22 protein-coding genes are annotated in these 25476 nt (G+C 56.1%); 20 read left to right on the forward strand and 2 right to left on the reverse strand.

Going from position 1 to position 25476, the window contains the following annotated elements; genetic code table 11:
* Positions 1 to 49 precede the first annotated feature (49 nt).
* The 4 genes from motA to cheW are packed head-to-tail and all read left to right on the forward strand — an operon-like array spanning position 50 to position 4417.
* On the forward strand, positions 50 to 940 hold the full coding sequence (gene motA, locus GBC03_15260; protein ID QFS71461.1) for a flagellar motor stator protein MotA: 891 nt from the start codon (positions 50 to 52) through the stop codon (positions 938 to 940).
* Positions 937 to 1866 (forward strand): flagellar motor protein MotB, encoded by a 930-nt coding sequence (gene motB / locus GBC03_15265; GenBank protein ID QFS71462.1) that lies wholly within the window; start codon positions 937 to 939, stop codon positions 1864 to 1866. Before motA ends, motB begins: the two co-directional genes overlap by 4 nt.
* A 4-nt stretch (positions 1867 to 1870) precedes the next feature.
* Positions 1871 to 3892, forward strand: coding sequence for a chemotaxis protein CheA (gene cheA, locus GBC03_15270; protein ID QFS71463.1), 2022 nt, complete (start codon positions 1871 to 1873; stop codon positions 3890 to 3892).
* 21 nt (positions 3893 to 3913) lie between these two features.
* Positions 3914 to 4417 (forward strand): chemotaxis protein CheW, encoded by a 504-nt coding sequence (gene cheW, locus GBC03_15275; protein QFS71464.1) that lies wholly within the window; start codon positions 3914 to 3916, stop codon positions 4415 to 4417.
* A gap of 100 nt (positions 4418 to 4517) precedes the next feature.
* Here the strand turns inward: cheW and GBC03_15280 are convergent, their stop codons facing one another.
* Complete coding sequence (locus GBC03_15280) at positions 4518 to 5786, reverse strand: cation:dicarboxylase symporter family transporter (protein QFS71465.1); 1269 nt, start codon at positions 5784 to 5786, stop codon at positions 4518 to 4520.
* A 423-nt stretch (positions 5787 to 6209) separates the two neighbouring features.
* On the opposite strand from GBC03_15280, the gene GBC03_15285 reads away from it, so the two are divergent.
* The 16 genes from GBC03_15285 to GBC03_15360 all read left to right on the forward strand — a co-directional run bounded on the left by GBC03_15285 (position 6210) and on the right by GBC03_15360 (position 24573).
* Positions 6210 to 6779, forward strand: a complete 570-nt coding sequence (locus GBC03_15285) for an SCPU domain-containing protein (protein QFS71466.1) — start codon at positions 6210 to 6212, stop codon at positions 6777 to 6779.
* Between the two features lie 13 nt (positions 6780 to 6792).
* A complete protein-coding gene (locus GBC03_15290) occupies positions 6793 to 7335 on the forward strand; it encodes an SCPU domain-containing protein (GenBank protein QFS71467.1) in 543 nt (180 codons plus the stop codon).
* A 16-nt stretch (positions 7336 to 7351) separates the two neighbouring features.
* Positions 7352 to 8107, forward strand: coding sequence for a fimbria/pilus periplasmic chaperone (locus GBC03_15295; protein QFS71468.1), 756 nt, complete (start codon positions 7352 to 7354; stop codon positions 8105 to 8107).
* The gene (locus GBC03_15300) at positions 8083 to 10473 is read left to right on the forward strand and encodes a fimbria/pilus outer membrane usher protein (GenBank protein ID QFS71469.1); all 2391 of its coding nucleotides are present in this window, start codon (positions 8083 to 8085) and stop codon (positions 10471 to 10473) included. Before GBC03_15295 ends, GBC03_15300 begins: the two co-directional genes overlap by 25 nt.
* Entirely contained in the window at positions 10470 to 11435 is a 966-nt protein-coding gene (locus tag GBC03_15305) for a fimbrial protein (GenBank protein QFS71470.1), read from the forward strand. The genes GBC03_15300 and GBC03_15305 overlap by 4 nt, the downstream gene beginning before the upstream one ends.
* An 81-nt stretch (positions 11436 to 11516) precedes the next feature.
* Positions 11517 to 13178 (forward strand): methyl-accepting chemotaxis protein II, encoded by a 1662-nt coding sequence (tar, locus tag GBC03_15310; GenBank protein QFS71471.1) that lies wholly within the window; start codon positions 11517 to 11519, stop codon positions 13176 to 13178.
* Positions 13179 to 13222: 44 nt separating this feature from the next.
* Positions 13223 to 14824: a methyl-accepting chemotaxis protein IV gene (gene tap, locus GBC03_15315; protein ID QFS71472.1), complete on the forward strand. Its 1602-nt coding sequence runs from the start codon at positions 13223 to 13225 to the stop codon at positions 14822 to 14824.
* Positions 14825 to 14843: 19 nt separating this feature from the next.
* On the forward strand, positions 14844 to 15710 hold the full coding sequence (gene cheR, locus GBC03_15320; protein QFS71473.1) for a protein-glutamate O-methyltransferase CheR: 867 nt from the start codon (positions 14844 to 14846) through the stop codon (positions 15708 to 15710).
* Positions 15707 to 16756, forward strand: a complete 1050-nt coding sequence (cheB, locus tag GBC03_15325; GenBank protein QFS71474.1) for a chemotaxis-specific protein-glutamate methyltransferase CheB — start codon at positions 15707 to 15709, stop codon at positions 16754 to 16756. The genes cheR and cheB overlap by 4 nt, the downstream gene beginning before the upstream one ends.
* A gap of 17 nt (positions 16757 to 16773) precedes the next feature.
* Positions 16774 to 17163, forward strand: a complete 390-nt coding sequence (gene cheY / locus GBC03_15330; GenBank protein ID QFS71475.1) for a chemotaxis protein CheY — start codon at positions 16774 to 16776, stop codon at positions 17161 to 17163.
* A gap of 10 nt (positions 17164 to 17173) precedes the next feature.
* Positions 17174 to 17818 (forward strand): protein phosphatase CheZ, encoded by a 645-nt coding sequence (gene cheZ, locus GBC03_15335; GenBank protein QFS71476.1) that lies wholly within the window; start codon positions 17174 to 17176, stop codon positions 17816 to 17818.
* Between the two features lie 147 nt (positions 17819 to 17965).
* Entirely contained in the window at positions 17966 to 19120 is a 1155-nt protein-coding gene (flhB, locus tag GBC03_15340) for a flagellar type III secretion system protein FlhB (protein ID QFS71477.1), read from the forward strand.
* Positions 19113 to 21191, forward strand: coding sequence for a flagellar biosynthesis protein FlhA (gene flhA, locus GBC03_15345; GenBank protein ID QFS71478.1), 2079 nt, complete (start codon positions 19113 to 19115; stop codon positions 21189 to 21191). Before flhB ends, flhA begins: the two co-directional genes overlap by 8 nt.
* Complete coding sequence (gene flhe / locus GBC03_15350) at positions 21191 to 21583, forward strand: flagellar protein FlhE (GenBank protein ID QFS71479.1); 393 nt, start codon at positions 21191 to 21193, stop codon at positions 21581 to 21583. Before flhA ends, flhe begins: the two co-directional genes overlap by 1 nt.
* 262 nt (positions 21584 to 21845) lie before the next feature.
* Positions 21846 to 23429, forward strand: coding sequence for an MFS transporter (locus GBC03_15355; protein QFS71480.1), 1584 nt, complete (start codon positions 21846 to 21848; stop codon positions 23427 to 23429).
* A 4-nt stretch (positions 23430 to 23433) separates the two neighbouring features.
* Positions 23434 to 24573 (forward strand): glycoside hydrolase family 105 protein, encoded by a 1140-nt coding sequence (locus tag GBC03_15360; protein QFS71481.1) that lies wholly within the window; start codon positions 23434 to 23436, stop codon positions 24571 to 24573.
* Between the two features lie 93 nt (positions 24574 to 24666).
* Here the strand turns inward: GBC03_15360 and GBC03_15365 are convergent, their stop codons facing one another.
* Positions 24667 to 25440 carry a DeoR family transcriptional regulator gene (locus tag GBC03_15365; protein ID QFS71482.1) on the reverse strand — a complete coding sequence of 258 codons (774 nt, stop codon included), beginning with the start codon at positions 25438 to 25440 and terminating at the stop codon, positions 24667 to 24669.
* Positions 25441 to 25476 lie beyond the last annotated feature (36 nt).

The raw sequence follows: 25476 nt of genomic DNA on the forward strand, positions 1-25476 counted from the left end.
ACGCCCCGACTGTACGTCCTGTCATAGTCAACAGCGGAAGGATGATGTCGTGCTTATCTTATTAGGTTACCTGGTGGTTATTGGTACAGTTTTCGGTGGTTACGTGATGACCGGCGGAAACCTGGGGGCACTCTATCAACCGGCTGAATTTGTCATCATCGGTGGCGCGGGAATAGGGGCATTTATCGTGGGCAACAACGGTAAAGCCATCAAGGGGACGCTGAAAGCGTTGCCGTTACTGTTTCGCCGTTCGAAATACACCAAAGCGATGTATATGGATCTGCTGGCGCTGCTCTATCGCCTGATGGCTAAGTCTCGCCAGCAGGGAATGTTCTCGCTTGAGCGCGATATCGAGAACCCAAAAGAGAGTGAGATTTTTGCCAGCTACCCGCGTATCCTGGCCGATCCGGTGATGCTGGAGTTCATCGTCGATTACCTGCGCCTGATCATCAGCGGCAACATGAATACCTTCGAAATTGAAGCGCTGATGGACGAAGAGATTGAGACGCATGAAAGCGAATCGGAAGTGCCGGCCAACAGCCTGGCTCTGATGGGGGATTCACTGCCGGCGTTTGGTATCGTTGCCGCGGTAATGGGTGTGGTACATGCGCTTGCGTCAGCGGACCGACCCGCCGCAGAGCTCGGTTCACTGATTGCCCACGCGATGGTAGGGACATTCCTCGGCATTCTGCTGGCCTACGGTTTTATTTCGCCGCTCGCCAGCGTCCTGCGCCAGAAGAGCGCGGAAACCAGCAAAATGATGCAGTGCGTGAAGATCACATTACTGTCGAATCTGAACGGTTACGCCCCGCCGATCGCCGTCGAGTTTGGACGTAAAACACTGTATTCCAGCGAACGTCCGTCGTTCATTGAACTGGAAGAGCATGTTCGCGCAGTGAAAAATCCGAATCCGCAACAGACGACGACTGAGGGCGCATGAAGAATCGGTCTCATCCTATCGTCGTCGTTAAACGGCGCAAACATAAGGGACATGGCGGCGGCGCACACGGATCGTGGAAGATTGCTTACGCTGACTTTATGACCGCCATGATGGCCTTTTTTCTGGTGATGTGGCTCATTTCTATCTCCAGCCCTAAAGAACTGATTCAGATTGCCGAATATTTCCGTACCCCGCTGGCAACGGCGGTGACGGGAGGGAATCGAATTTCCAACAGCCAGAGTCCGATTCCCGGCGGTGGCGACGACTTCACTCAGCAACAGGGTGAAGTGAACAAGCAGCCGAACATCGATGAACTGAAAAAACGTATGGAACAAAATCGCCTGAGCAAGCTGCGCGGCGACCTCGATCAGCTCATCGAATCGGATCCTAAACTGCGGGCGTTGCGTCCTCACCTGAAGATTGACCTGGTACAGGAAGGGCTGCGTATTCAGATTATCGACAGCCAGAATCGCCCGATGTTTAAGACCGGCAGCGCCGAGGTTGAGCCGTACATGCGTGACATCCTGCGGGCGATCGCGCCAGTGCTGAATGGTATTCCAAACCGTATCAGCTTGTCCGGGCATACCGACGATTTCCCTTACGCGAGCGGTGAAAAGGGCTACAGCAACTGGGAACTTTCTGCCGATCGCGCCAATGCGTCGCGGCGCGAACTGGTGCAAGGCGGTCTGGATGACGGAAAAGTATTACGGGTGGTCGGCATGGCCGCCACGATGCGCATGAGCGATCGCGGTCCGGATGATGCCATCAACCGCCGAATCAGTCTGTTGGTGCTGAACAAACAGTCCGAGCAGGCCATTTTGCATGAAAACGCTGAAAGCCAGAACGAGCCGGTAAGTGTATTACAACAGCCTGAGGCCAGTCCGCAGGTAAGCGTTCCCACATCGCCACCAGCCAATCCGAGGTGATAGCGTGAGCATGGATATAAGCGATTTTTATCAGACTTTTTTTGATGAAGCTGACGAGTTGTTGGCTGACATGGAGCAACATCTGCTCGATCTGGTGCCCGAAGCGCCGGATTCCGAGCAACTGAATGCCATATTTCGTGCAGCGCACTCCATCAAAGGGGGAGCCGGCACTTTCGGCTTTACCATTTTGCAGGAAACCACCCATCTGATGGAGAACCTGCTGGATGAAGCGCGTCGCGGTGAGATGCAGCTCAATACCGCCATTATCAACCTGTTTTTGGAAACGAAAGATATTATGCAGGAACAGCTCGATGCCTATAAAAGTTCGGAAGAACCGGACGCCGCCAGCTTCGAATACATCTGCACGGCATTACGCCAGTTAGCGCTGGAAGCGAAAGGTGAAACCGCGCCGGCGGTGGTGGCAAATGCCCGACTGAGCGTGGTCGACAACACGGCGCCTGAAGAGGTTGTTGCAGCCCAGGAAGAGAAGTTGCGCATTGTTCTCTCGCGCCTGAAGGCCAATGAAGTGGCGCTGCTGGAAGAAGAACTGGGCAATCTGACCACCTTATCTGATGTGGTCAAAGGCGCAGACAGCCTTGCGGCAACGCTTGACGGCGACATTGCAGAAGACGACGTTATCGCCGTGCTGTGCTTTGTGATTGAAGCCGATCAGATTGCCTTTGAGAAAGTGGTAACCGCGACGGCACCTGTGGTGCAGGCGGAAGTGGCTGACCCGGTTGCCGTCGAACAATCTGTCGTCGCGGTTCCTGCGGTGAGCGCGGTTGCGGGTGAAGCGCAAACCGGACGCGCAGAGCGGGAAAAACCGGCGCGCGCGAATGAATCCACCAGCATTCGTGTGGCGGTGGAGAAGGTCGATCAGCTTATCAACCTGGTCGGTGAACTGGTGATCACCCAGTCAATGCTGGCTCAGCGTTCGAATGAACTCGACCCGGTGAATCACGGCGATCTCATCACCAGCATGGGTCAGTTACAACGTAACGCCCGCGATCTGCAGGAATCGGTGATGTCGATTCGTATGATGCCGATGGAGTACGTGTTCAGTCGTTTCCCGCGTCTGGTACGCGATCTGGCGGGCAAACTCGGCAAGCAGGTTGAACTGACGCTGGTCGGCAGCTCGACAGAACTCGACAAGAGTCTGATTGAACGCATCATCGATCCGTTAACTCACCTGGTGCGTAACAGCCTCGACCACGGTATCGAACTGCCGGAAAAACGCATGGAATCCGGTAAGAATGTGGTGGGTAATCTGATCCTGTCGGCGGAGCATCAGGGTGGCAATATCTGCATCGAAGTGACCGATGACGGGGCCGGACTGAACCGCGAACGCATTCTGGCGAAGGCCATTTCCCAGGGGATGGCGGTCAATGAAAACATGACCGATGACGAAGTGGGAATGCTGATTTTTGCGCCTGGCTTCTCGACCGCCGAGCAGGTTACCGACGTTTCCGGACGCGGCGTGGGCATGGACGTGGTGAAACGTAACATCCAGGAGATGGGCGGCCATGTTGAAATCCAGTCGAAACAGGGAACCGGCACCACCATCCGCATTTTGCTGCCGCTGACGCTGGCTATCCTCGACGGTATGTCCGTCCGCGTGGCCGATGAAGTCTTTATTCTGCCGCTGAATGCGGTGATGGAATCCCTGCAGCCGCGTGACGATGATCTGCACCCGTTAGCCGGAGGCGAGCGCGTGCTGGAAGTGCGCGGCGAATATTTGCCGCTGGTTGAGTTGTGGAAAGTCTTCGAAGTGGAAGGGGCAAAAACCGAGGCCACCCAGGGCATCGTGGTGATCCTGCAAAGCGGCGGTCGCCGTTACGCACTGCTGGTGGATCAGTTGATTGGTCAGCACCAGGTGGTGGTAAAAAACCTGGAGAGCAATTATCGCAAAGTGCCGGGTATCTCAGCCGCCACGATTCTGGGCGATGGCAGCGTCGCGCTGATTGTGGATGTCTCCGCCCTGCAGGGTTTAAATCGCGAACAACGTATGGCGATCACCGCCGCCTGATTGAGTGAGAAAGGGTAAAATATGACCGGTATGACAAATGTAAGCAAACTGGCCGGCGAGCCGTCAGGTCAGGAATTCCTGGTGTTTACGCTGGGAGATGAAGAATACGGCATCGACATCCTGAAAGTGCAGGAGATCCGTGGTTACGATCAGGTCACGCGCATTGCCAACACGCCTTCCTTTATCAAAGGGGTAACGAACCTGCGCGGCGTGATTGTGCCGATTGTCGATTTGCGCGTGAAGTTCTGCCAGGGCGATGTCGACTATAACGATAACACCGTGGTGATTGTGCTTAATCTGGGACAGCGCGTGGTGGGGATCGTTGTGGATGGCGTGTCTGATGTGCTGTCACTGACCGCGGAGCAAATTCGCCCGGCACCGGAATTTGCCGTGACCCTGTCGACGGAATATCTGACCGGACTTGGCGCGCTGGGCGACCGGATGCTGATCCTGGTGAACATTGAGAAACTGTTGAACAGTGACGAAATGGCGCTGTTGGATATGGCCGCTTCTCACGTTGCATAAACTGACCGCCGGATGGCGCTATGCTTATCCGGCCTACAGTTTGAATGTGTTGTAGGCCGGATAAGGTGTTTACACCGCCATCCGGCAATTACCGCCTCCGTTATGCTTCGACCTTCTGCGACACTTCTTCCTCATCACGCTCTTCCAGCAAACCTTCATTTTGCGCCAGCATCGCTGTGGCAATACCGTTACCTAACACATTGATAGCGGAACGGCCCATGTCGAGAAAATGGTCGATACCCATCAGCAGCAAAATCCCGGCGACCGGAATATTGAAGCTCGGAATCGTTGCCGCCAGCACGACCAACGCGGAGCGCGGGACGCCGGCAATGCCCTTTGACGCCAGCATCAGCGTGAGCATCAGGACGCTGATCTCGGCAAACGACAGGTGGATATTGTAGGCCTGAGCGATAAACATCGAGGCAAAAGAGCAGTAGACCATTGAGCCGACCAGGTTGAAGGAGTAGCCAATGGGGAGCACGAAAGAGACGATGTTGCGCGAGCAGCCAAACGTTGTGAGTTGCTCCAGCGTTTTTGGATAGGCCGCTTCTGAACTGCTGGTGGTAAAGGCTACCAGCACCGGATCCTTGAGCATACTGACCAGGCGAAACACCTCTTTCTTCAGTACCAGATACCCCACCGCCAGCAATACCAGACAGGTCATCAGAATGGCAACGTAATAGCCGCCAATGAACGAGGCGTAGTTGAGCAAAATACCCAACCCTTCGGTGGCGATCACCGAGGAGATGGCGGCAAAAATCGCCAGCGGCGCGACGTACATCACGTAGCCGGTCACTTTCAGCATGATGTGGGACACCACGTCCAGCGCGGCTACCAGCGGGGCATTGAATTTTTCGCCCAGCGACGCGCCGCCAATCCCGAAAAACATTGAGAACACCACAATCTGCAAAATTTCGTTATTGGCCATCGCGCCGACAATGCTGGTGGGAATAGTATGCGACAGGAAGCCTTTCAGGCTCATTCCGCCAACGGCGAGGCCGGTATCGACCGCTTCTTTCGGGATAGCCAGATTGAGTCCGCTGCCGGGTTGTTCCAGGGTAACAATAAACAGGCCCACCAGAATGGAGAGGATGGAGGAGCTAATGAACCAGATCATCGCTTTGCCGCCTACACGCCCGATGGTGGACGTTTCGCCAAGACGCATAATGCCTACGGTCAGGGTGCTGAACACCAGAGGGGCGATGACCATTTTAATCAGACGTAAGAAGATGTCGGTGAGAAGCGTGATGTTATCCGACCAGGCGACAATAACGCTTTCGGATGTATACGAGTGAATAACCGCACCTGACAGAATGCCTGCCAGCATGAAAATCACGATAAATATCGTGAGCTTATTTGCATTTGCCACTAAAAATCCCTCGGGCTGAATTTAACCATTTGTCATCAGCGATATATACGTTTTGTGTATTTAATGCCGCTGAATCATTTCTTACCTAACCTGGAGTAATCCGCCGAGGGTTACAACTATTTTTTATTATTTACTCATTTTGTTGTGTTCTAACGAGGGCGATTTTGTGAACTGGATCGCATAAGAAGGAATATATCCTCTCAAATAACGAGGAAAACAGAATGCTAAAGATGTTAATTAATTGATATGTAATCGCTTTTTACGTCAATCGCCCGTTCGTATGGTCAAACCTGACGGCAGTGGTCGTTTTCTCATCCGTAAACTAAATTTCTGATTATCGGTTTGTTTTACAGGTTTGCATGACCTTTCTCGCCATGCGAGTCGTGACTTTCGTTAAACGTGGCGATTTTTCGGAGGTGTTTGATGAACAGATTATCCCGGTTCCTGGGGATGGCTGGCATTTTCCTTCTGCCGCTGCCTTCAGCAATGGCGGTGACCAGCAGCGGGACGGTTGGGGCGACGTTGACCTTAACCAACGGTTGCCTGATCAATGGTTCGCCCAGTCAGAACGGTATTAACTTTGGTACGCTGGATTTCGGTACCCATCCTGCCACATTCTCGGAATTAACCACCCAGTTAACGGGGGCCGCAGGCGGAAACAGTTTTGGCATTCAGTGCACTACCACGGACTACACCGTGCAAATCACCGGCAATACCAACTCGTCGGCACCCGGTACCGTTGTCGGTACGCCGGGTACGCCAGCCCGTTACCTGGTGAATGCTGCCAATACTACCCAGGGCGTGGCTTACAGCCTCTATAGCGACAGCGGCTTTAACAACGTTATCAGTAATAACACCCCAATACCGAAAGCCTCAACGACGGCCGGGGTCGATAATTACACGTTATACGGCCGGATCCAGGGCGGCGGAAATAGCGTCACCGTGGTGCCAGGTACTTACACCGATACGATTAACGTCAGCGTCATTTACTGATTCGCCCCCTGTCATGAGGATCCTCAGAGCGTGCTTCCCGTGCGGAGGCGGGGGACGGCTACGCCTTTTTCTGGCGATGTTCGGTCTGGTCACGGTGCCGGTCATGGCCGTCACCACGCAGTCCTTCCAGCTAAACGCCACCATCACGCCGGGTTGCTCGGTGACAACCAGCAGCGGCGCAGCGCTGGGAACCCTGAACTTTGGCGCTTATAGCGGTGTAGAAAACCGACGGGTGAGTGCGCAATTTGTTCCCAATGCCGCGCTGGCACTGGCCTGCACGCCGGGCGTGGCGCTGAGCATGACGATTGACAGCGGACGCAACTATACCTCGGTGCGCAATATGCAACGCTCAGGGGGAACGGAGCGGGTGGCCTATCGGCTCTACAGTTCGTCATCGCTGGCGGCGAACAGTGAGATTGGCGTGAATCAGCCGGTCTCAGTCGTCTACACCGACAGCAATAATATCGCGTTACCGCTGTTTGGCGCGGCAACGCTGACGGGGTTTAGCCCCGCAGGTAACTATTCAGATCAGCTTACGGTGACCCTGTCATGGTAGCGAAGGGAGAAGTGATATGCATGTGCGAGCGTCTTTGGGACTGCTGTTTGGCCTAACGGCAGCGCTGGTTTCAGCAGGGGCAAACAGTGCCGCAACGATCCTGTTGTGGCCTATAGATCCCTGGCTGGCGGCGGAGACCAACGCCACCGAGTTGTGGATCCAGAATCAGGGCAATACCCCCACGACGATGCAGGTGCGAATTGTTCGCTGGCGACAGGATGAGGGGTTCGAACGCTACCAGCCGCAGCAGGATGTGGTTGCCAGCCCGCCAATTGTCCGTATTGATAAGGGCAGTAAACAGCTGATTCGTCTGATTAAGCAGTCAGCCGTTCCCGCCGGTGTTGAGCAGGCTTACCGTATTATCGTCGATGAGATCCCACAACCTGACGGCGGGGATAAACCGCAAATGGGGCTGAAGGTGCAAATGCGCTATTCACTGCCGCTGTTTGTCTACGGCCAGGGAATTCAGACCTGGCCGCAGGGGGAGCACCATGCGCGGGTGGATACCGCGAAACTGCACTGGCGAGTGGTGCGCGCCGACGGACAGCCCCAACTGGAAGTGCGTAATGACAACAATGTGCACGTCCGGTTAAGCAAAGTGATGTTGCGTCAGGGCGGCGCGCAGCACACGATGGCGCAAGGCTTGCTGGGGTACGTCCTGCCGGGCAGCACTCGTCGCTGGCCGCTTCCCGCCGGAGCCACCCATCCAAACAACGTTAGCGCGGCAATCAACGCACAGGGTGGCAAATGGTTGTCTGGTCCCGCCCACTAAGCGGCTTACTGATGACGACCTTTCTTATCACCAGCGGAATTTGTCGCGCGGAGTCGGGGGATGATGCGCTCCCGCCGCCGCCCGATGCCCGCGCTATCAATCAGCAAGCGGTTTTTCATCTGGCGCTGATCGTAAACCATTACGACACGCAGCGAGTGGTGCCGGTGATCCAGCGGGCGGGGGAGTTCTACGTTAGCCGAGACGATCTACTGCAGGCCGGGCTTCCCGCAGAACACCTTTCGCAGGGCGAGATCAATGTCTCGCGCTTACCGCAGGTTACGACGCAATACGACAGTCGCGGGCAGCGCCTGCTGCTGAGCGTACCGCAGGACTGGCTACCCGAACGCGCAACGCCATTCGGCGGTGAAGCCAGAGTAAACGAGGCGCGCAACGGCCGCGGGGCGCTGCTTAATTACGACTTCTACAGTAGCCACTCGCAAAACGGCGACAGCCAGGCCTCCATCTGGCACGAGTTGCGCTTCTTTAACGATGTGGGTTCGCTCTCGTCAACGGGCTACGTGCGGCACATTCTGGCCGGGGATGGCGATCGGCAGGACGGATACGTGCGCTACGATACCGTGTTCACCGCGACCCATGAGGCAGATGCCACGCAATGGCGGGTGGGGGATGTGATAAGCGACGCCCTGAGCTGGAGCAACAGCGTGCGGGTGGGCGGTGTGTCGTGGGGACGCGACTTCTCGTTGCGTCCGGATCTGGTGACCTGGCCTTTGCCTGAATTTTCCGGTGAGGCGGCGGTGCCGACGGCGGTAGACCTGTTTATCAACGGTTATCGTGCCGGTTCAACGGAACTCCAGCCGGGGCCGTTTACCCTCACTAATTTGCCCTACATTAATGGTGCCGGCGACGCGGTGCTGGTGACCCGTGACGCGCTGGGTCGCCAGGTGAGTACGACTTTACCGTTTTATGTCGCCAGTAATTTGCTCAAAACAGGCGTCAGCGACGGGGCGGTCACGCTGGGCAGCCTGCGCCGCAATTACGGCATCGACAATTTTGATTACGGTCCGGCGGTCGGTAGCGCAAGCTACCGCTACGGGGTGAATGACTATCTGACGCTTGAGGGCCACGCCGAGGGAGCGGAAGAACTGGCGCTGGGCGGCATGGGTTCGCTGGTCAAGCTGGGCCGACTTGGCGTAATCAATGGCGCCTGGACGGAAAGCCGGATGCGCGGTAATCACGGCAATCAGATTAACTGGGGCTATCAGTACAGCACCGCCGAATTTAGCGTGGCCACCCAACACTCCCGCCGTGAGCGCGGTTTTGGCAATCTGGCGCTGTACGATCAGACCCCGCTGGTGGATAACGACAATCAACCGCTGGCCTCGTTAAGCCAGCGCAGCGATCAGTATTCGCTGACGTTCAACATGGGCGAGTTTGGCAATATCGGCGCGGCATGGATTGGGATCCGCAGTTTTGACTCACAGAAAACAGAACTGCTGAATCTTTCCTGGAGCCGGAGCCTGTGGGGGAGTAGCAGTCTTTATCTGTCTGCCAGTCGCGACAATCAGCAGGGCGACTGGACGCTAGCGATGTCGGTGCAGATCCCGCTGGGCGAGCGGGACAGCGCGGCGGTGTCGATGGAGAAAACGCCGGATGCCGGTCAGACACAGCGCATTAATTACAATCACTCAATGCCGACTGACGGCGGGTTTAGCTGGAATCTGGCATGGGCGCGCCAGTCTCAGGCACGGGATTATCAGCAGGCGACGCTGGGCTGGCGGAATCGAAATATCGAATTACAGGGCGGAACCTACGGCGAAAGCGACGCCATGACCTGGTGGGGTGAGGCGATGGGATCGCTGGTCTTCATGGAAAACCAACTGTTTGCCGCCAATAAAATCAACGATGCCTTTGTGGTGGTCAGCACCGGCGGGCACCCTGATGTCCCGGTCAATTACGAAAACCAGCCGGTTGGTCACACCAACGATCGGGGCTATTTGCTGATAAGCGGCGTCTCCGCCTACTACCCGGCGAGCTACAGCATTAACACGCTCAATCTGCCTGCCGATACCCGCCTGAAGGAGACCGAACGGAAAGTGGCGCTGCGTCGCCAGAGCGGATACCTGGTTGATTTCCCGATGGAACAGGAGCGGGTAGCAAGCGTCATTCTGCATGATGAAAACGGGCACGCGCTGCCGGTGGCAAGCCAGGTTATGCGCGATAACAAATCGCCCGCTGTGGTCGGTTACGACGGGATAGTCTGGCTGGAGAATCTCGATGCGGTGAATCCACTGCGTGTCGTCACGCCGGACGGCCTGCATTGCAAAACCCGCTTTTCACTGACGGCCAATCCTGAACATAAGCTCCAGACCTACGGGCCGCTGGTCTGTCATCAGGGGGGCGGATGACTGGACGCGCGCTGCTGCTGTTGCTGATATTGATGGCCGCGCCTGGAGCGTGGGCGGCCTGTACCGTGAACACCGCGGCGGGGGCATTTGGCAGCGTCTCTTCGTTTACTGTCAACAGTACCGAGCAGGCGACCAGCGCCAATCTGCTGGTGCAATGTGATGTGGTACTGGGGCTATTAAATAACGATACGGTGACATTGACGTATACCGGGGCAACGGTGTCGGCAGGCACCCGCGCCAGTCTCAAGCGCACGGACAATACCACGGTGACGGATGCGATCCCGGTTCGTCTGTGCGGTCTGTCCGGTTGCGCCAGCAACAGTGAGGTGGCCATCGGCAGCAGCTATACCTGGAGTGGGAGTACGCTGTTAGCGCTGTTAGGTTCCACACGCTTTACCCTGCCGCTCTTCTTTCGTACCAGCACCGGACAGAACGTCAGCGCCGGACCGTATCAGGTGACGCTCAATTTCAATGTTTATTACAACATCTGTCAGGTGGGGGCTCTGGGACTGTGCGTCACCACGCAAACCAATACGGTCGCGACCACAATGCAGCTTAACCTGACGGTGACCAATGACTGCATCACCATTAATGCACCGAATGTCAATTTCGGCAGCGCGCCGCTGGTGAAAAATTTCCCGGCGATCTCGCAGGCGGTCTCGATTACCTGCACTAAAGGCAGCAGCTACACGGTAGGGATTAATAATGGCAGTTACGCTAATGGCAACGTGCGCAATATGGCGAGCGGCAACAATCGCCTGAGTTACGAAATTTACAAAGCGAGCACCACCAACCGATGGGGCAGCGTCGGCGCGGAGCGCTGGACCAGCAGCGCCTCATCCTCCACCAGCAGCGATGGTCTGCTGCGAACCTACAACTACACCGCCGTCGTGTTACCCAGCCAGTCCACGCCTCCCGCCGGGACTTACACCGACACGGTGGTGGTGGATATCGCCTTCTGAGCTGGATTTCCCTTTCGCAAACGTAAAGTTCTTATCCAGGGTGCCGATAACGTTGATAACTCGTTTTCAGGAAGGTGCCTTATGTTTAACCGTATCCGCGTTGTCACAATGCTGATGATGGTGCTGGGGGTTTTCGCACTGCTACAGCTTGTATCTGGTGGTTTGCTGTTTTCGTCTTTGCAGCAGAATCAAAAAAGTTTTGTTATTTCTAACGATCTACGCCAACAGCAAAGTGAACTGACCTCGACATGGGATCTGATGCTGCAAACGCGTATCAACCTCAGCCGTTCATCAGCACGCATGATGATGGATGCGAACAACCAGCAGAGCAGCGCAAAAACTGACTTGTTGAAGGGCGCGAAAGCGTCGCTCGCCCAGGCGGCGGAGCATTACGGCAGGTTTAAATCGTTTGCCCCTCTGCCGGAAATGGCGGAGGTCAGCAGCGATGTGGACGAAAAATACCAGAAATATTTTGCCGGTTTAACTGAACTGGTGCAGTTCCTTGAAAACGGCAACATGGATGCATTTTTCGCACAGCCCACGCAGGGCATGCAAAACGGCCTCGGCGACGCGAAGAGCAAATACGCCAGCGTCAGCGAAAAACTCTATCTCCAGGCGTTTGATGAAAGCGCGCGCGATTACCAGTTTGCGAAGTGGCAACTCGCCATCCTGGCGGTGGTGCTGGTGCTGATCCTGGTGGTGGTGTGGTACGGCATTCGTCAAACGCTGCTCAACCCGCTTGCCCGGGTCATCGCTCATATTCGTGAAATCGCAGGCGGAAACCTGACCAATACCCTGACCTTCGCCGGACGTAATGAGATTGGTGAACTGGCCAGCAGCGTCGATCACATGCAGCGCTCGCTGGTGGAGACCGTGACGCAGGTGCGCGAAGGATCGGATGCTATTTACTCCGGCACGACGGAAATTGCCACCGGCAACACCGATCTCTCATCGCGAACCGAGCAACAGGCGTCGGCGCTGGAAGAAACGGCTGCCAGCATGGAAGAGTTGACCGCGACGGTGAAACAGAACGCCGACAATGCCCGTCAGGCGTCGCAACTGGCGCAGAGCGCGTCGGAAACCGCGCAGCACGGCGGCAAAGTCGTGGATAACGTTGTCAAAACGATGCACGAAATCGCCGGCAGCTCGAAGAAGATTGCCGACATCATCAGCGTCATCGACGGTATTGCTTTCCAGACCAATATCCTGGCGCTGAACGCGGCGGTGGAAGCCGCGCGGGCAGGCGAGCAGGGGCGTGGGTTTGCGGTGGTGGCGGGCGAAGTACGTAACCTGGCCAGTCGCAGTGCGCAGGCGGCAAAAGAGATCAAAGCGCTGATTGAAGATTCTGTTTCGCGCGTGGATACCGGCTCCGTGCTGGTCGAGAGCGCGGGCGAGACCATGAACGATATCGTCAATGCGGTGACCCGCGTGACCGACATTATGGGCGAAATCGCCTCGGCCTCAGATGAACAAAGTCGTGGCATCGATCAGGTGGCGCTGGCGGTTTCTGAAATGGACCGCGTGACGCAGCAAAACGCCTCGCTGGTGCAGGAATCTGCTGCCGCTGCCGCCGCGCTGGAAGAACAGGCCAGCCGTTTGACGATGGCGGTGTCTGCATTTCGTCTTGCCGCGCGTCCCTTCGCGGTAAAAACCAAAGAAGAACGGACTTCTGCGGACGTGTCACGCACGGCGCAGAAGCCTTCGTTAAGCATGGAGCATGATACTAACTGGGAAACATTTTGACCGAACTTTAACACTGCGGCCGTTGCCGCCTGATGGGAGCGTTGATGTTTAATCGTATTCGAATCTCGACCACGCTGTTTTTGATTTTGATCCTCTGTGGTGTATTGCAGATCGGCAGTAATGGCTTGTCTTTCTGGGCATTTCGGGACGGTTTTCAGAGCCTGAATCAGGTCGAGCAGAGTAATCAGCAACGCGCGGCGCTGGCACAAACGCGCGCCGTTTTATTACAGGCGAGTACCGCCCTGAACAAGGCCGGGACGTTAACAGCACTGAGCTATCCGCCCGATGACATCAAAAGTCTGATGGTTATCGCGCGCGAAAGTCTGGCGCAATCCGGCACGCTGTTTAACAGCTTCAGGGCGATAGCGGTGAATACCCAGGAGGGGAAAGCCTTGCAGGACGCAACGGAGAAAAGCTTCACCCAGTGGCACAGCGATCTGGAGCATCAGGCCACCTGGCTTGAGAACAACCAGCTGTCAGACTTCCTGACCGCGCCGGTGCAGGCGTCGCAGGACGCCTTTGACGTTAATTTTAACGCCTGGCAGCAGAACATTAATCATGTGCTGGTGGTGGCGGGGCAACAGAGCAAGAACAACTATCACATGTCAGCGGCGATCTTTATCAGCATGGTGATTATTGCTGCACTGTTAACAACCGGGGCGCTGTTCTGGTCACGTAAAATGATCGTCCAGCCGCTGGCGATTATCGGCAGTCATTTTGACAGCATTGCCGACGGTAACCTGGCGCGTCCGATCGCGGTCTACGGGCGTAATGAGATTTCGGCGATCTTCGCCAGCCTGAAGGCGATGCAACAGGCGCTGCGGGAAACCGTCAGCGACGTGCGTCAGGGCAGTCTGGCGATGCATACCGGGATTTCCGAAATTGCGATGGGCAATAACGATCTCTCCTCACGCACCGAGCAGCAGGCGGCGTCGCTGGCACAGACGGCGGCCAGCATGGAGCAGTTGACCGCCACCGTCGGTCAGAACGCCGACAACGCGCGTCAGGCTTCAGTGCTTGCAAAAAGCGCGGCCGACACCGCGAAAACCGGTGGCGATCAGGCCACGAACGTCGCCAGTACGATGCAGGCGATTGCCGCCAGTTCGCAAAAGATTGGCGACATCATCGGGGTGATCGACGGCATTGCCTTCCAGACCAATATTCTGGCGCTGAATGCGGCGGTTGAAGCGGCGCGGGCCGGTGAGCAAGGGCGTGGATTTGCCGTGGTTGCCGGAGAGGTGCGCAACCTGGCGAGCCGCAGCGCTCAGGCAGCGAAAGAGATTAAAGGGTTGATTGAAGAGTCGGTGAATCGCGTCCACCAGGGATCACAACTCGTCAATACCGCTGCACACACCATGACGGAAATCGTGAGCTCGGTAACGCGGGTCAACGACATCATGGGCGAGATTGCCTCGGCGTCAGACGAACAGCGCAGAGGGATTGAACAGGTGGCGCAGGCGGTCACGCAGATGGACCAGGTGACGCAGCAGAACGCCGCGCTGGTGGAAGAAGCCGCCGCGGCTACCGACCAACTCGCGCATCAGGCCGACTCGCTGTCAGCCCGCGTGGCGGTTTTCAAACTGGAAGAACACGTAGTAACACACCAAGAATCGGCACCGCTGCAGGCTGTGCCCGTTGTATCCTGAATGTGATTGAGAAGGCGCTATGACATCATCTCTGCCCAACGGGCAAACGTCATTATTGTTACAGATGACCCAGCGCCTTGCGCTGTCTGACGCGCACTTTCGTCGGATATGTCAATTAATCTACCAGCGCGCGGGGATCGTGCTGGCGGACCACAAGCGGGATATGGTTTATAACCGCCTGGTTCGTCGACTGCGTACGCTGGGGCTGGATGATTTTGGCGACTATCTCAGCGTGCTGGAAGCCAATCAAAGCAGCGCAGAGTGGCAGGCTTTTATCAACTCGTTGACCACCAACCTGACAGCCTTCTTCCGCGAAGGGCACCACTTTCCAGTATTAGCGGAAAGTGCCCGTCGCCACAGCGGCGAATATCGGGTCTGGAGCGCCGCGGCATCGACCGGTGAAGAGCCGTACAGTATCGCCATTACGCTGGCCGATACGCTGGGTACGGCACCGGGACGCTGGAAGGTGTTTGCCAGCGATATCGACACCGAAGTGCTGGAAAAGGCCCGCAGCGGGATCTATCGGCTGGACGAACTGAAGACCCTGTCGCCGCAGCAGCTACAGCGCTATTTCATGCGCGGAACGGGCCCGCATGATGGGCTGGTACGCGTGCGTCAGGAACTGGCAAGCCACGTCGAGTTTTCCGTGATTAACCTGCTTGATAAGCAGTACAACGTGCCGGGGCCGTTTGACGCTATTTTTTGTCGCAATGTAATGATCTATTTCGATAAAACGACGCAGCAGGACATCCTGCGCCGTTTTGTCCCTCTCCTTAAGCCTGATGGTCTGCTGTTTGCCGGGCATTCAGAGAACTTTAGTAACCTCGTGCGCGACTTTAGCCTGCGCGGGCAAACGGTTTATGCGCTAAGTAAGGGTAAAGCATGAGTAAAATCAGGGTGTTGTCGGTCGATGATTCTGCATTGATGCGCCAAATCATGACTGAAATTATTAATAGCCATAGCGATATGGAGATGGTGGCAACCGCGCCGGATCCACTCGTCGCCCGAGACTTAATCAAGAAATATAACCCTGACGTGTTGACGCTGGACGTCGAAATGCCGCGGATGGACGGCCTTGATTTTCTTGAAAAGCTGATGCGACTGCGTCCGATGCCGGTGGTGATGGTGTCGTCGCTGACGGGGAAAGGGTCGGAAGTGACGCTGCGGGCGCTGGAACTGGGGGCGATTGATTTTGTCACTAAGCCGCAGTTGGGGATCCGTGAAGGGATGCTGGCCTACAGCGAGATGATTGCGGAGAAAGTGCGTACGGCGTCGCGGGCGCGTCTGACGGCCCATAAACCGCTCGAGGCTCCGGTGACCTTAAAAGCGGGTCCGCTGCTCAGCTCGGAAAAGCTGATTGCGATTGGCGCCTCAACGGGCGGCACCGAGGCCATTCGCCATGTGCTGCAACCGCTGCCGCTCTCCAGTCCGGCGGTCATTATTACGCAGCATATGCCGCCAGGCTTTACCCGCTCGTTCGCCGAGCGTCTGAACAAACTGTGTCAGATAGCCGTGAAAGAGGCGGAGGACGGCGAGCGCGTTCTGCCGGGGCATGCCTACATTGCGCCGGGCGACAAGCATATGGAGCTGTCGCGCAGCGGGGCAAACTATCAAATCAAAATTCATGACGGTCCGCCGGTTAACCGGCACCGACCGTCGGTGGATGTGCTGTTTCATTCGGTAGCGATTCATGCGGGGCGCAATGCCGTCGGAGTGATCCTGACGGGAATGGGCAACGACGGCGCTGCCGGAATGTTAGCGATGCACCAGGCGGGTGCCTGGACGATTGCGCAAAATGAAGCAAGTTGTGTGGTGTTCGGCATGCCGCGCGAAGCCATCAATATGGGTGGCGTCAGCGAAGTGGTCGATCTTAGTCAGGTAAGCCAGCAGATGCTGGCGAAAATCAGTGCCGGACAGGCAATACGTATTTGAATCAGGAGTAATTTTTTATGGCGGATAAAGAGCTTAAATTTTTGGTTGTGGATGACTTTTCCACCATGCGCCGCATCGTGCGTAACCTGCTTAAGGAGCTGGGATTTAACAACGTGGAAGAGGCCGAAGATGGCGCCGATGCGTTGAATAAACTGCAGGCAGGTGGGTTTGGCTTTGTGATTTCCGACTGGAACATGCCGAACATTGACGGTCTCGAGTTGCTGAAAACTATCCGCGCGGACGGTGGGATGTCCTCACTGCCGGTGCTGATGGTGACGGCAGAAGCGAAGAAAGAGAACATTATCGCCGCAGCGCAGGCCGGTGCCAGCGGCTACGTGGTGAAACCGTTCACCGCGGCGACGCTGGAAGAAAAGCTTAATAAAATCTTTGAGAAACTGGGCATGTAAGGGGCTGACCATGATGCAACCATCGATTAAACCCGTAGATGAACATTCTGCCGGGGATATCATTGCCCGCATTGGTAGCCTGACCCGTATGCTGCGTGACAGTCTGCGCGAACTGGGACTGGATCAGGCCATTGCCGAAGCGGCAGAGGCCATTCCCGATGCCCGCGATCGTCTGGACTATGTGGTACAGATGACCGCGCAGGCGGCTGAACGCGCCCTGAACAGCGTTGAGGCCTCCCAGCCGCATCAGGACGAAATGGAGAAAGGGGCGAAGGCGCTGAGCAAGCGTTGGGACGAGTGGTTCGAAAACCCAATTGAGCTCTCTGACGCCCGCGAACTGGTGACGGATACGCGCAAATACCTCGGTGATGTGCCGGGACATACCAGTTTCACCAACGCGCAATTGCTCGACATCATGATGGCGCAGGATTTCCAGGATCTGACCGGTCAGGTGATCAAGCGCATGATGGATGTGATTCAGGAAATTGAACGTCAGCTGCTGATGGTGCTGCTGGAAAACATTCCGGAGCAGGGCGCTCGGCCTAAACGCGAAAGCGAGAGCCTGCTGAATGGGCCGCAGGTCGATACCAGTAAAGCCGGTGTGGTCGCCAGCCAGGACCAGGTGGATGACTTGCTGGACAGCTTAGGTTTCTGATTTCCCACTGGCCGGATGGCGAGTTTCTCCCATCCGGCTATCTGGCTTAAGGCCATAAACCCTGCCTTTTTTGCTGCTTACTCTTGCCATTAACTCAATGTTGTTCTGGCATCATTTTCGCTCATAAGCCCATCCAGGATCTGATGCGTGTCTGAAGAGAGCGAGAGCGACGACAAAACAGAAGCCCCCACCCCCCACCGACTTGAAAAAGCGCGGGAAGAAGGGCAGATACCCCGTTCCAGAGAACTGACGTCACTGCTGATTTTGCTGGTGGGCGTCTGCATTATCTGGATTGGCGGCGAGTCGCTGGCCAGACGGTTGTCGGGCATGTTGTCAGCGGGACTGCGCTTTGACCACAGCATGGTCAATGACCCCAATCTGATTCTCGGGCAAATCATACTGCTGATTAAAGAAGCGATGATCGCGCTATTGCCGCTGATCACCGGCGTGGTGCTGGTGGCGCTGATCTCGCCGGTTCTGCTCGGTGGTCTGGTCTTTAGCGGTAAATCGCTGCAACCCAAATTTTCCAAGCTCAACCCACTGCCTGGCATCAAACGTATGTTCTCGGCGCAGACGGGGGCGGAGTTGCTGAAGGCGATTCTGAAATCCACGCTGGTGGGCAGCGTGACGGCGCTGTATCTGTGGCACAACTGGCCGGAGATGATGCGTTTGATGGCGGAGTCCCCGCGTACGGCGATGGGCAACGCGATGGATCTCGTCGGGCTGTGTGCGCTGCTGGTCGTGTTGGGCGTGATTCCGATGGTCGGATTCGACGTGATTTTCCAGATCATGAGCCATCTGAAAAAATTGCGCATGTCACGCCAGGATATCCGCGACGAATTTAAACAGAACGAAGGCGACCCTCACGTGAAAGGGCGTATCCGGCAGATGCAGCGCCAGGCGGCGAGTCGACGCATGATGAGCGACGTCCCCAATGCCGATGTCATCGTTACCAACCCGACGCACTATTCGGTGGCGCTTCAGTACGACGAGAACAAGATGAGCGCGCCGAAAGTGGTGGCGAAAGGGGCTGGACTTGTGGCGTTACGTATTCGTGAGATCGGTGCCGAGAACAAAATTCCCACGCTTGAAGCGCCGCCGCTGGCGCGTGCGCTTTATCGTCATGCTGAGATTGGTCAGCAGATCCCGGGGCAACTGTACGCCGCCGTCGCGGAAGTGCTGGCCTGGGTCTGGCAGCTTAAACGCTGGCGACTCGCCGGTGGGGAACGTCCACCACAACCTGCAAATCTTCCGGTGCCTGAAGCTCTGGATTTTATGAACGAGAAGACTACTGATGGCTAATCTGGTCGCGATGCTGCGCCTGCCCAACAACATAAAAAACACGCAGTGGCAGATCCTTGCCGGGCCGATCCTCATCCTGCTGATCCTGTCGATGATGGTCCTGCCGCTGCCGGCGTTCATCCTTGACCTGCTGTTTACCTTTAACATCGCGCTGTCGATTATGGTGCTGCTGGTGGCGATGTTCACCCAGCGTACGCTGGAGTTTGCCGCGTTTCCGACCATTCTGCTGTTTACCACGCTGCTGCGTCTGGCGCTGAACGTGGCCTCCACCCGTATCATTTTGATGGAAGGGCACACCGGTGCGGCGGCAGCGGGGAAGGTGGTTGAAGCGTTCGGCCACTTCCTGGTCGGTGGCAACTTCGCCATCGGTATCGTGGTGTTCGTCATCCTCGTCATCATCAACTTCATGGTCATCACCAAAGGTGCCGGGCGTATCGCCGAAGTGGGCGCGCGCTTTGTCCTTGACGGAATGCCGGGTAAACAGATGGCGATTGACGCTGACCTTAACGCCGGTCTTATCGGCGAAGATGAAGCGAAAAAGCGTCGTTCTGAAGTGACCCAGGAAGCCGACTTCTACGGGTCGATGGACGGTGCGAGTAAGTTTGTTCGCGGTGATGCTATCGCCGGTATTCTGATTATGGTGATCAACGTCGTGGGCGGTCTGCTGGTGGGCGTGCTGCAACACGGTATGTCCATGGGGCATGCTGCGGAAAGCTATACCCTGCTGACTATCGGTGATGGTCTGGTGGCGCAGATCCCGGCGCTGGTGATCTCAACGGCGGCGGGCGTCATCGTCACCCGCGTCAGTACCGATCAGGACGTTGGCGAGCAGATGGTCGGGCAACTGTTCAGTAACCCCAGGGTGATGTTGCTCAGTGCCGCGGTACTGGGTTTGCTGGGGCTGGTACCGGGGATGCCAAACCTCGTCTTCCTGATGTTTACCGCTGCGCTGCTGGGACTGGCCTGGTGGATCCGGGGCCGTGAACAGAAGGCGCCTGCCGAGCCGCAGCCAACTAAAGTTCCGGAAAATAATTCGGTGGTGGAAGCCACCTGGAACGATGTGCAACTGGAAGACTCGCTTGGCATGGAAGTGGGCTATCGCCTGATCCCGATGGTCGATTTTCAGCAGGATGGCGAACTGTTGGGGCGTATCCGCAGTATTCGTAAAAAGTTCGCCCAGGACATGGGCTTTTTGCCGCCGGTGGTGCACATCCGCGACAATATGGATCTCCAGCCAGCGCATTACCGCATTCTGATGAAAGGCGTTGAGATTGGCAGCGGCGACGCCTATCCGGGACGCTGGCTGGCGATCAACCCTGGTACCGCGGCCGGCACATTACCGGGCGAGCAGACGGTTGATCCGGCATTTGGCCTGGACGCTATCTGGATCGAAAGCGCGCTAAAAGAACAGGCGCAGATTCAGGGCTTTACCGTGGTGGAGGCCAGTACCGTGGTCGCCACCCATCTGAATCACCTGATCGGTCAGTATGCGTCTGAACTGTTCGGTCGCCAGGAAGCGCAGCAACTGCTGGATCGCGTGTCACAGGATATGCCGAAGCTGACCGAAGATTTGGTGCCTGGCGTGGTAACCCTGACCACGCTGCATAAAGTGTTGCAGAATTTGCTGGACGAAAAAGTGCCGATTCGCGATATGCGTACCATTCTGGAAACGCTGGCAGAACATGCACCGTTGCAGAGCGATCCGCATGAACTCACTGCGGTGGTTCGGGTGGCGCTGGGTCGCGCCATTACTCAGCAGTGGTTCCCGGGTAACCATGAAGTCAGTGTGATTGGCCTCGACACCGCGCTGGAGCGTCTGCTGTTGCAGGCGCTACAGGGCGGCGGTGGACTGGAGCCGGGTCTTGCCGACCGTCTGTTGGCGCAAACCCAGGAGGCGCTGTCTCGTCAGGAGATGTTGGGCGCGCCACCGGTGCTGTTGGTTAACCATGCCTTGCGTCCATTGCTGTCACGTTTCCTGCGCCGCAGCCTGCCGCAATTGGTGGTGCTGTCGAACATGGAGTTGTCCGATAACCGTAACATCCGCATGACGGCGACTATTGGAGGTAAATAATGCGCAAACTCTTTTGGCTGTTACTCTTCCCGCTGACGTTACAGGCTGCCGGGGAAGGGGCGTGGCAGGCCAGCAGCATCGGTATTACTCTGAATCATCGTGGTGTGTCAGCGTCGTCGGCGCCGCTTTCATCCAGCCAGCCCGTCTCGGGTCTGATGACGCTGGTCGCCTGGCGTTATGAGCTGAATGGCCCGACGCCTGCTGGCTTACGGGTGCGCTTATGCTCGCAATCCCGCTGCGTGGAGATAGAGGGACAGAGCGGCACAACGATGGCATTTAGCAATGTGCCCGCCGTTGAACCGCTGCGTTTCATCTGGGAAGTTCCCGGCGGCGGTCGTTTAATTCCCGCATTAAAAGTCCAGAGCAATCAGGTGATTGTGAACTATCAATAACGGTTATTCTCCTCATCAGGCAGCGGACTGAATTGCTGCCTGACTCGCATTTTTGGCCTCACCTTTTGATCTAAAAGAAACGCTGTTTTATAAATCGGTGACACGTGTTGCCGGTCTCTTTGCGTTTTTGCCATTTCACTCCAACAGGTGGCAAAAACGAAAAGGTATCCCACTTTGTAAGCTTTTACTGTAGCCGTGTAAGTACTCCCCTGGCGCAGCCAACCGGCCGGGAGTCCCCCAACCATTTGCAGGGTTAACGGTGATGAAAACACGTAAAATTGGATTGGTGAATTATTTCGCCTATGGCTCAGGCGATTTCCTGGGCGCAGGCACCACGGCGCTTACGGCAGCCTGGCTGCTCTATTTCTATACAACCTTCTGCGGACTTTCTCCCATCGAAGCGACCTTCATTTTTGCGGCCGCAAGGGTGCTGGATGCCGTTGTCAGTCCGCTGATGGGCTTTTTGACCGATAACTTCGGCTCCAGCTGGCTCGGCAAGCGCTTTGGTCGGCGTAAATTCTTTATCTTGCTGGGGATCCCGTGCGTATTCAGCTACTCACTGATGTGGGTAGGGGATATGAGCTTCTGGTATTACCTGCTGACCTATTTGCTGTTTGATATTGTCTATACCATGATCCTGGTGCCTTACGAGACGCTGGTACCGGAAATGACCGATGATTTCAAACAGAAAACCAAGTTTTCCGGCGCGCGTATTGGTATGGCGCAAATGTCCGCTATTTTGGCCTCTTTCCTGCCCGGCATTTTGTTAACCGCTTTCGGTAAGCACAACCCGATCTCCTTCTTTTATGCCAGCCTCGTGTTCTCGGTACTGTGCGCGTTGATGCTGACCTTTGTCTGGTTCTTTACCTGGGAACGTCCGCGTGAAGAGTGGACAGAAGCCGCGCTGCGCGCAGAAGAAGAGAAAAAGAGCCTGACGTTCAGTCAGAGCATGAATCGTCTGTTCGTAGAGTTAAGCTCTACACTGCGTATTAAAATATTCCGCCAGCATCTGGGGATGTACCTTGGCGGCTATATTGCCCAGGACGTGTTCAACGCCGTCTTTACCTATTACGTCGTGTTTGTCCTGATGCAGGAAGCCTCAATGGCGTCGAATCTGCTTGGAACGATGGCTATCTTCCAGTTTATTGCAGTCATCGCCATGATTCCGCTATGTATCCGTTTTGGACCTGCGCCATCCTACCGAATGGTGGTGGTGCTTTTCGGTCTGAGTTCACTCTCTTATGCGGTGCTTTACTACGCCGGATTGAGCGATGTCTACTCTCTGTTACTGCTGGTTTCCGCGGTGGCAGGTCTGGGTCGTGGGGGGATCAACTATGTACCGTGGAACACCTACACCTACATTGCGGATGTGGATGAAGTCATTACCGGTCAGCGCCGCGAAGGGATCTTCGCTGGGATCATGACCCTGACGCGTAAAGCGTCACAGGCTGGAGCGGTGATGCTGGTCGGCATTGTCATGCAAATGTCAGGCTTTGTCTCAGGGCAGAGCACGCAGCCTGAAGCGGTCAGCCATACCATCCTGCTGATCCTCAGCTGCGGTACGCTACTGGTGCTGGCCTGCGGTTTCCTGGTTTCCCTGCGCTTTAAACTGAATTTGCAAACCCACAGCACGCTGCGCGAAGAGACGGCGAAAATGCGCGAGTCAGGCTGCGCAATGCCGGAAAGCATTACGCCACAGGCGCGCGCCACCGTCGAGATGCTCGCCGGACTGCCGTATGAATCACTTTGGGGTAACAACAACATTGGTTATCTGAATCGTAACAAACCAGCGGCTCCCTCACTGAAGCAGGCTGCGATATTGAATTCGACTTACAACAGAGGTTAAGGATATGAAGGTTTGGCCTGTCAAACATAGCGCATTACTGCGTCAGCCGGAACGTTTTATCTCCCGGGAAGAACTGAAAACGTTAATTCAGACGGTGACAACCAATCTGGTGAACATCAAGGACGAGACTGGTCAATTTCTGCTGCGCCTGGACGACGGACGCGTGATAGACACCAAAGGCTGGGCAGGGTGGGAATGGACGCACGGCGTTGGGCTGTACGGGATGTATCAGTACTACCAGCAGACCGGTGACGAGACCATGCGCGATATTATCGACAACTGGTTCGCCGACCGTTTTGCCGAAGGGACCACCACCAAAAACGTCAACACGATGGCGCCGTTCCTGACTCTGGCGTATCGCTATGAGGAGACGCGTAACCCGGCTTATCTGCCGTGGCTCGACGCCTGGGCGGAATGGGCGATGTATGAGATGCCGCGCACCGATCATGGCGGCATGCAGCACATCACGCTGGCGGAAGAGAACCATCAGCAGATGTGGGATGACACGCTGATGATGACGGTGCTGCCGCTGGCGAAAATTGGACAGTTGCTTAACCGCCCTGAATATGTGGAAGAGGCGACCTATCAGTTTCTGCTGCACGTACAGAATCTGATGGACCGGGAGACCGGCCTGTGGTTCCACGGCTGGAATTACGACGGACATCATAACTTTGCCAACGCCCGCTGGGCACGCGGCAATAGCTGGCTAACCATTGTTATCCCGGACTTCCTCGAACTGGTGAACCTGCCGGAAAACAACGCCGTACGCCGCTATCTGGTGCAGGTGCTGAATGCGCAGATTGCCGCGCTTGCGAACTGTCAGGATGAGAGCGGACTGTGGCATACGCTGCTTGACGACCCGCATTCCTACCTGGAAGCTTCCGCCACCGCAGGGTTCGCTTACGGGATTTTAAAAGCCGTGCGTAAACGGTTTGTCAGTGCGGAATATGCCGACGTGGCGGAAAAAGCGATTCGCGGAATTGTGCGGAACATTTCACCGCAAGGGGAACTGCTACAAACCTCTTTCGGTACGGGAATGGGGCACGATCTCGACTTCTATCGGGCGATACCGCTGACGTCCATGCCCTACGGCCAGGCAATGGCGATGCTGTGTCTGACGGAGTATTTACGCAAGTACTTCTGACCTTTCCTCCGGAACGCGTCGTCCTCCGGGGCGGTGTGACGGGGAGCCCGGATAAGGCAGTCGCCGCATCCGGGCACTTCACCACGCTAAAGTCTACAGGCGTGCCTCTTCATCCAGGGAAATAATCTGTATACCCGCATTGCGATACTCTGTTGCCTCATCGGGCAAGCGATCAATCACGAGGGTATTGATACGATCTGCTGAGGTAAATTGAGCCAGTGACGTGTTCTTCAGTTTGCTGTAGTCGCAAACGATAATCACCTGGCTTGCATGCTCAACCATGCCCCGTTTTGTTTCTGCCAGCATAATGTCAGCCACACAGGCACCCTGTTTGAGCGAGAGCGAATTGGTCCCCATAAACGCTTTATCGACGTTCAGCGTATCGAGAATGGATCGTCCGTTTATCGCCACCACACAGTGGTATCCTTTCTTCACGATCCCGCCCAGCAGGATGGTCTGAATTGAGGGACTGGATTCCAGTTCGCGAGCGATCTGATAATCATTGGTCACCACGGTCACGTTCTGCCGATCGCGGATATTACGCGCGATGTGTAGGGTCGTTGTGCCTGTATCCAGCACAATAATATCGCCATCTTCAACCAGCGCCGCCGCGCGCTGGCCAATCCGTTCCTTAGCGCTCAGGTTGACAATTTCGCGGGTGTCAGAAGCCTGTTCAAAACTCGCCCGCGTACGGAGAACGGCGCCGCCATGCGTTCGGGTAAGCAACCCTTCATCTTCCAACTGACGGAGATCGGCTCGAATGGTTGCGCCGGATACATTAAAGAGATCGCACATTTCAGAAACAGTGACTTTGCGTTTTTCCCTGAGAATACTGAGCAACTTCTCCTGTCTTTCTTCTGCAAACATTCTTCCTCTCTTATTTACGGCGCGTTCCGCACGATA

Source organism: Citrobacter telavivensis, from assembly GCA_009363175.1.
GTDB classification, from domain to species: Bacteria; Pseudomonadota; Gammaproteobacteria; order Enterobacterales; family Enterobacteriaceae; genus Citrobacter_A; species Citrobacter_A telavivensis.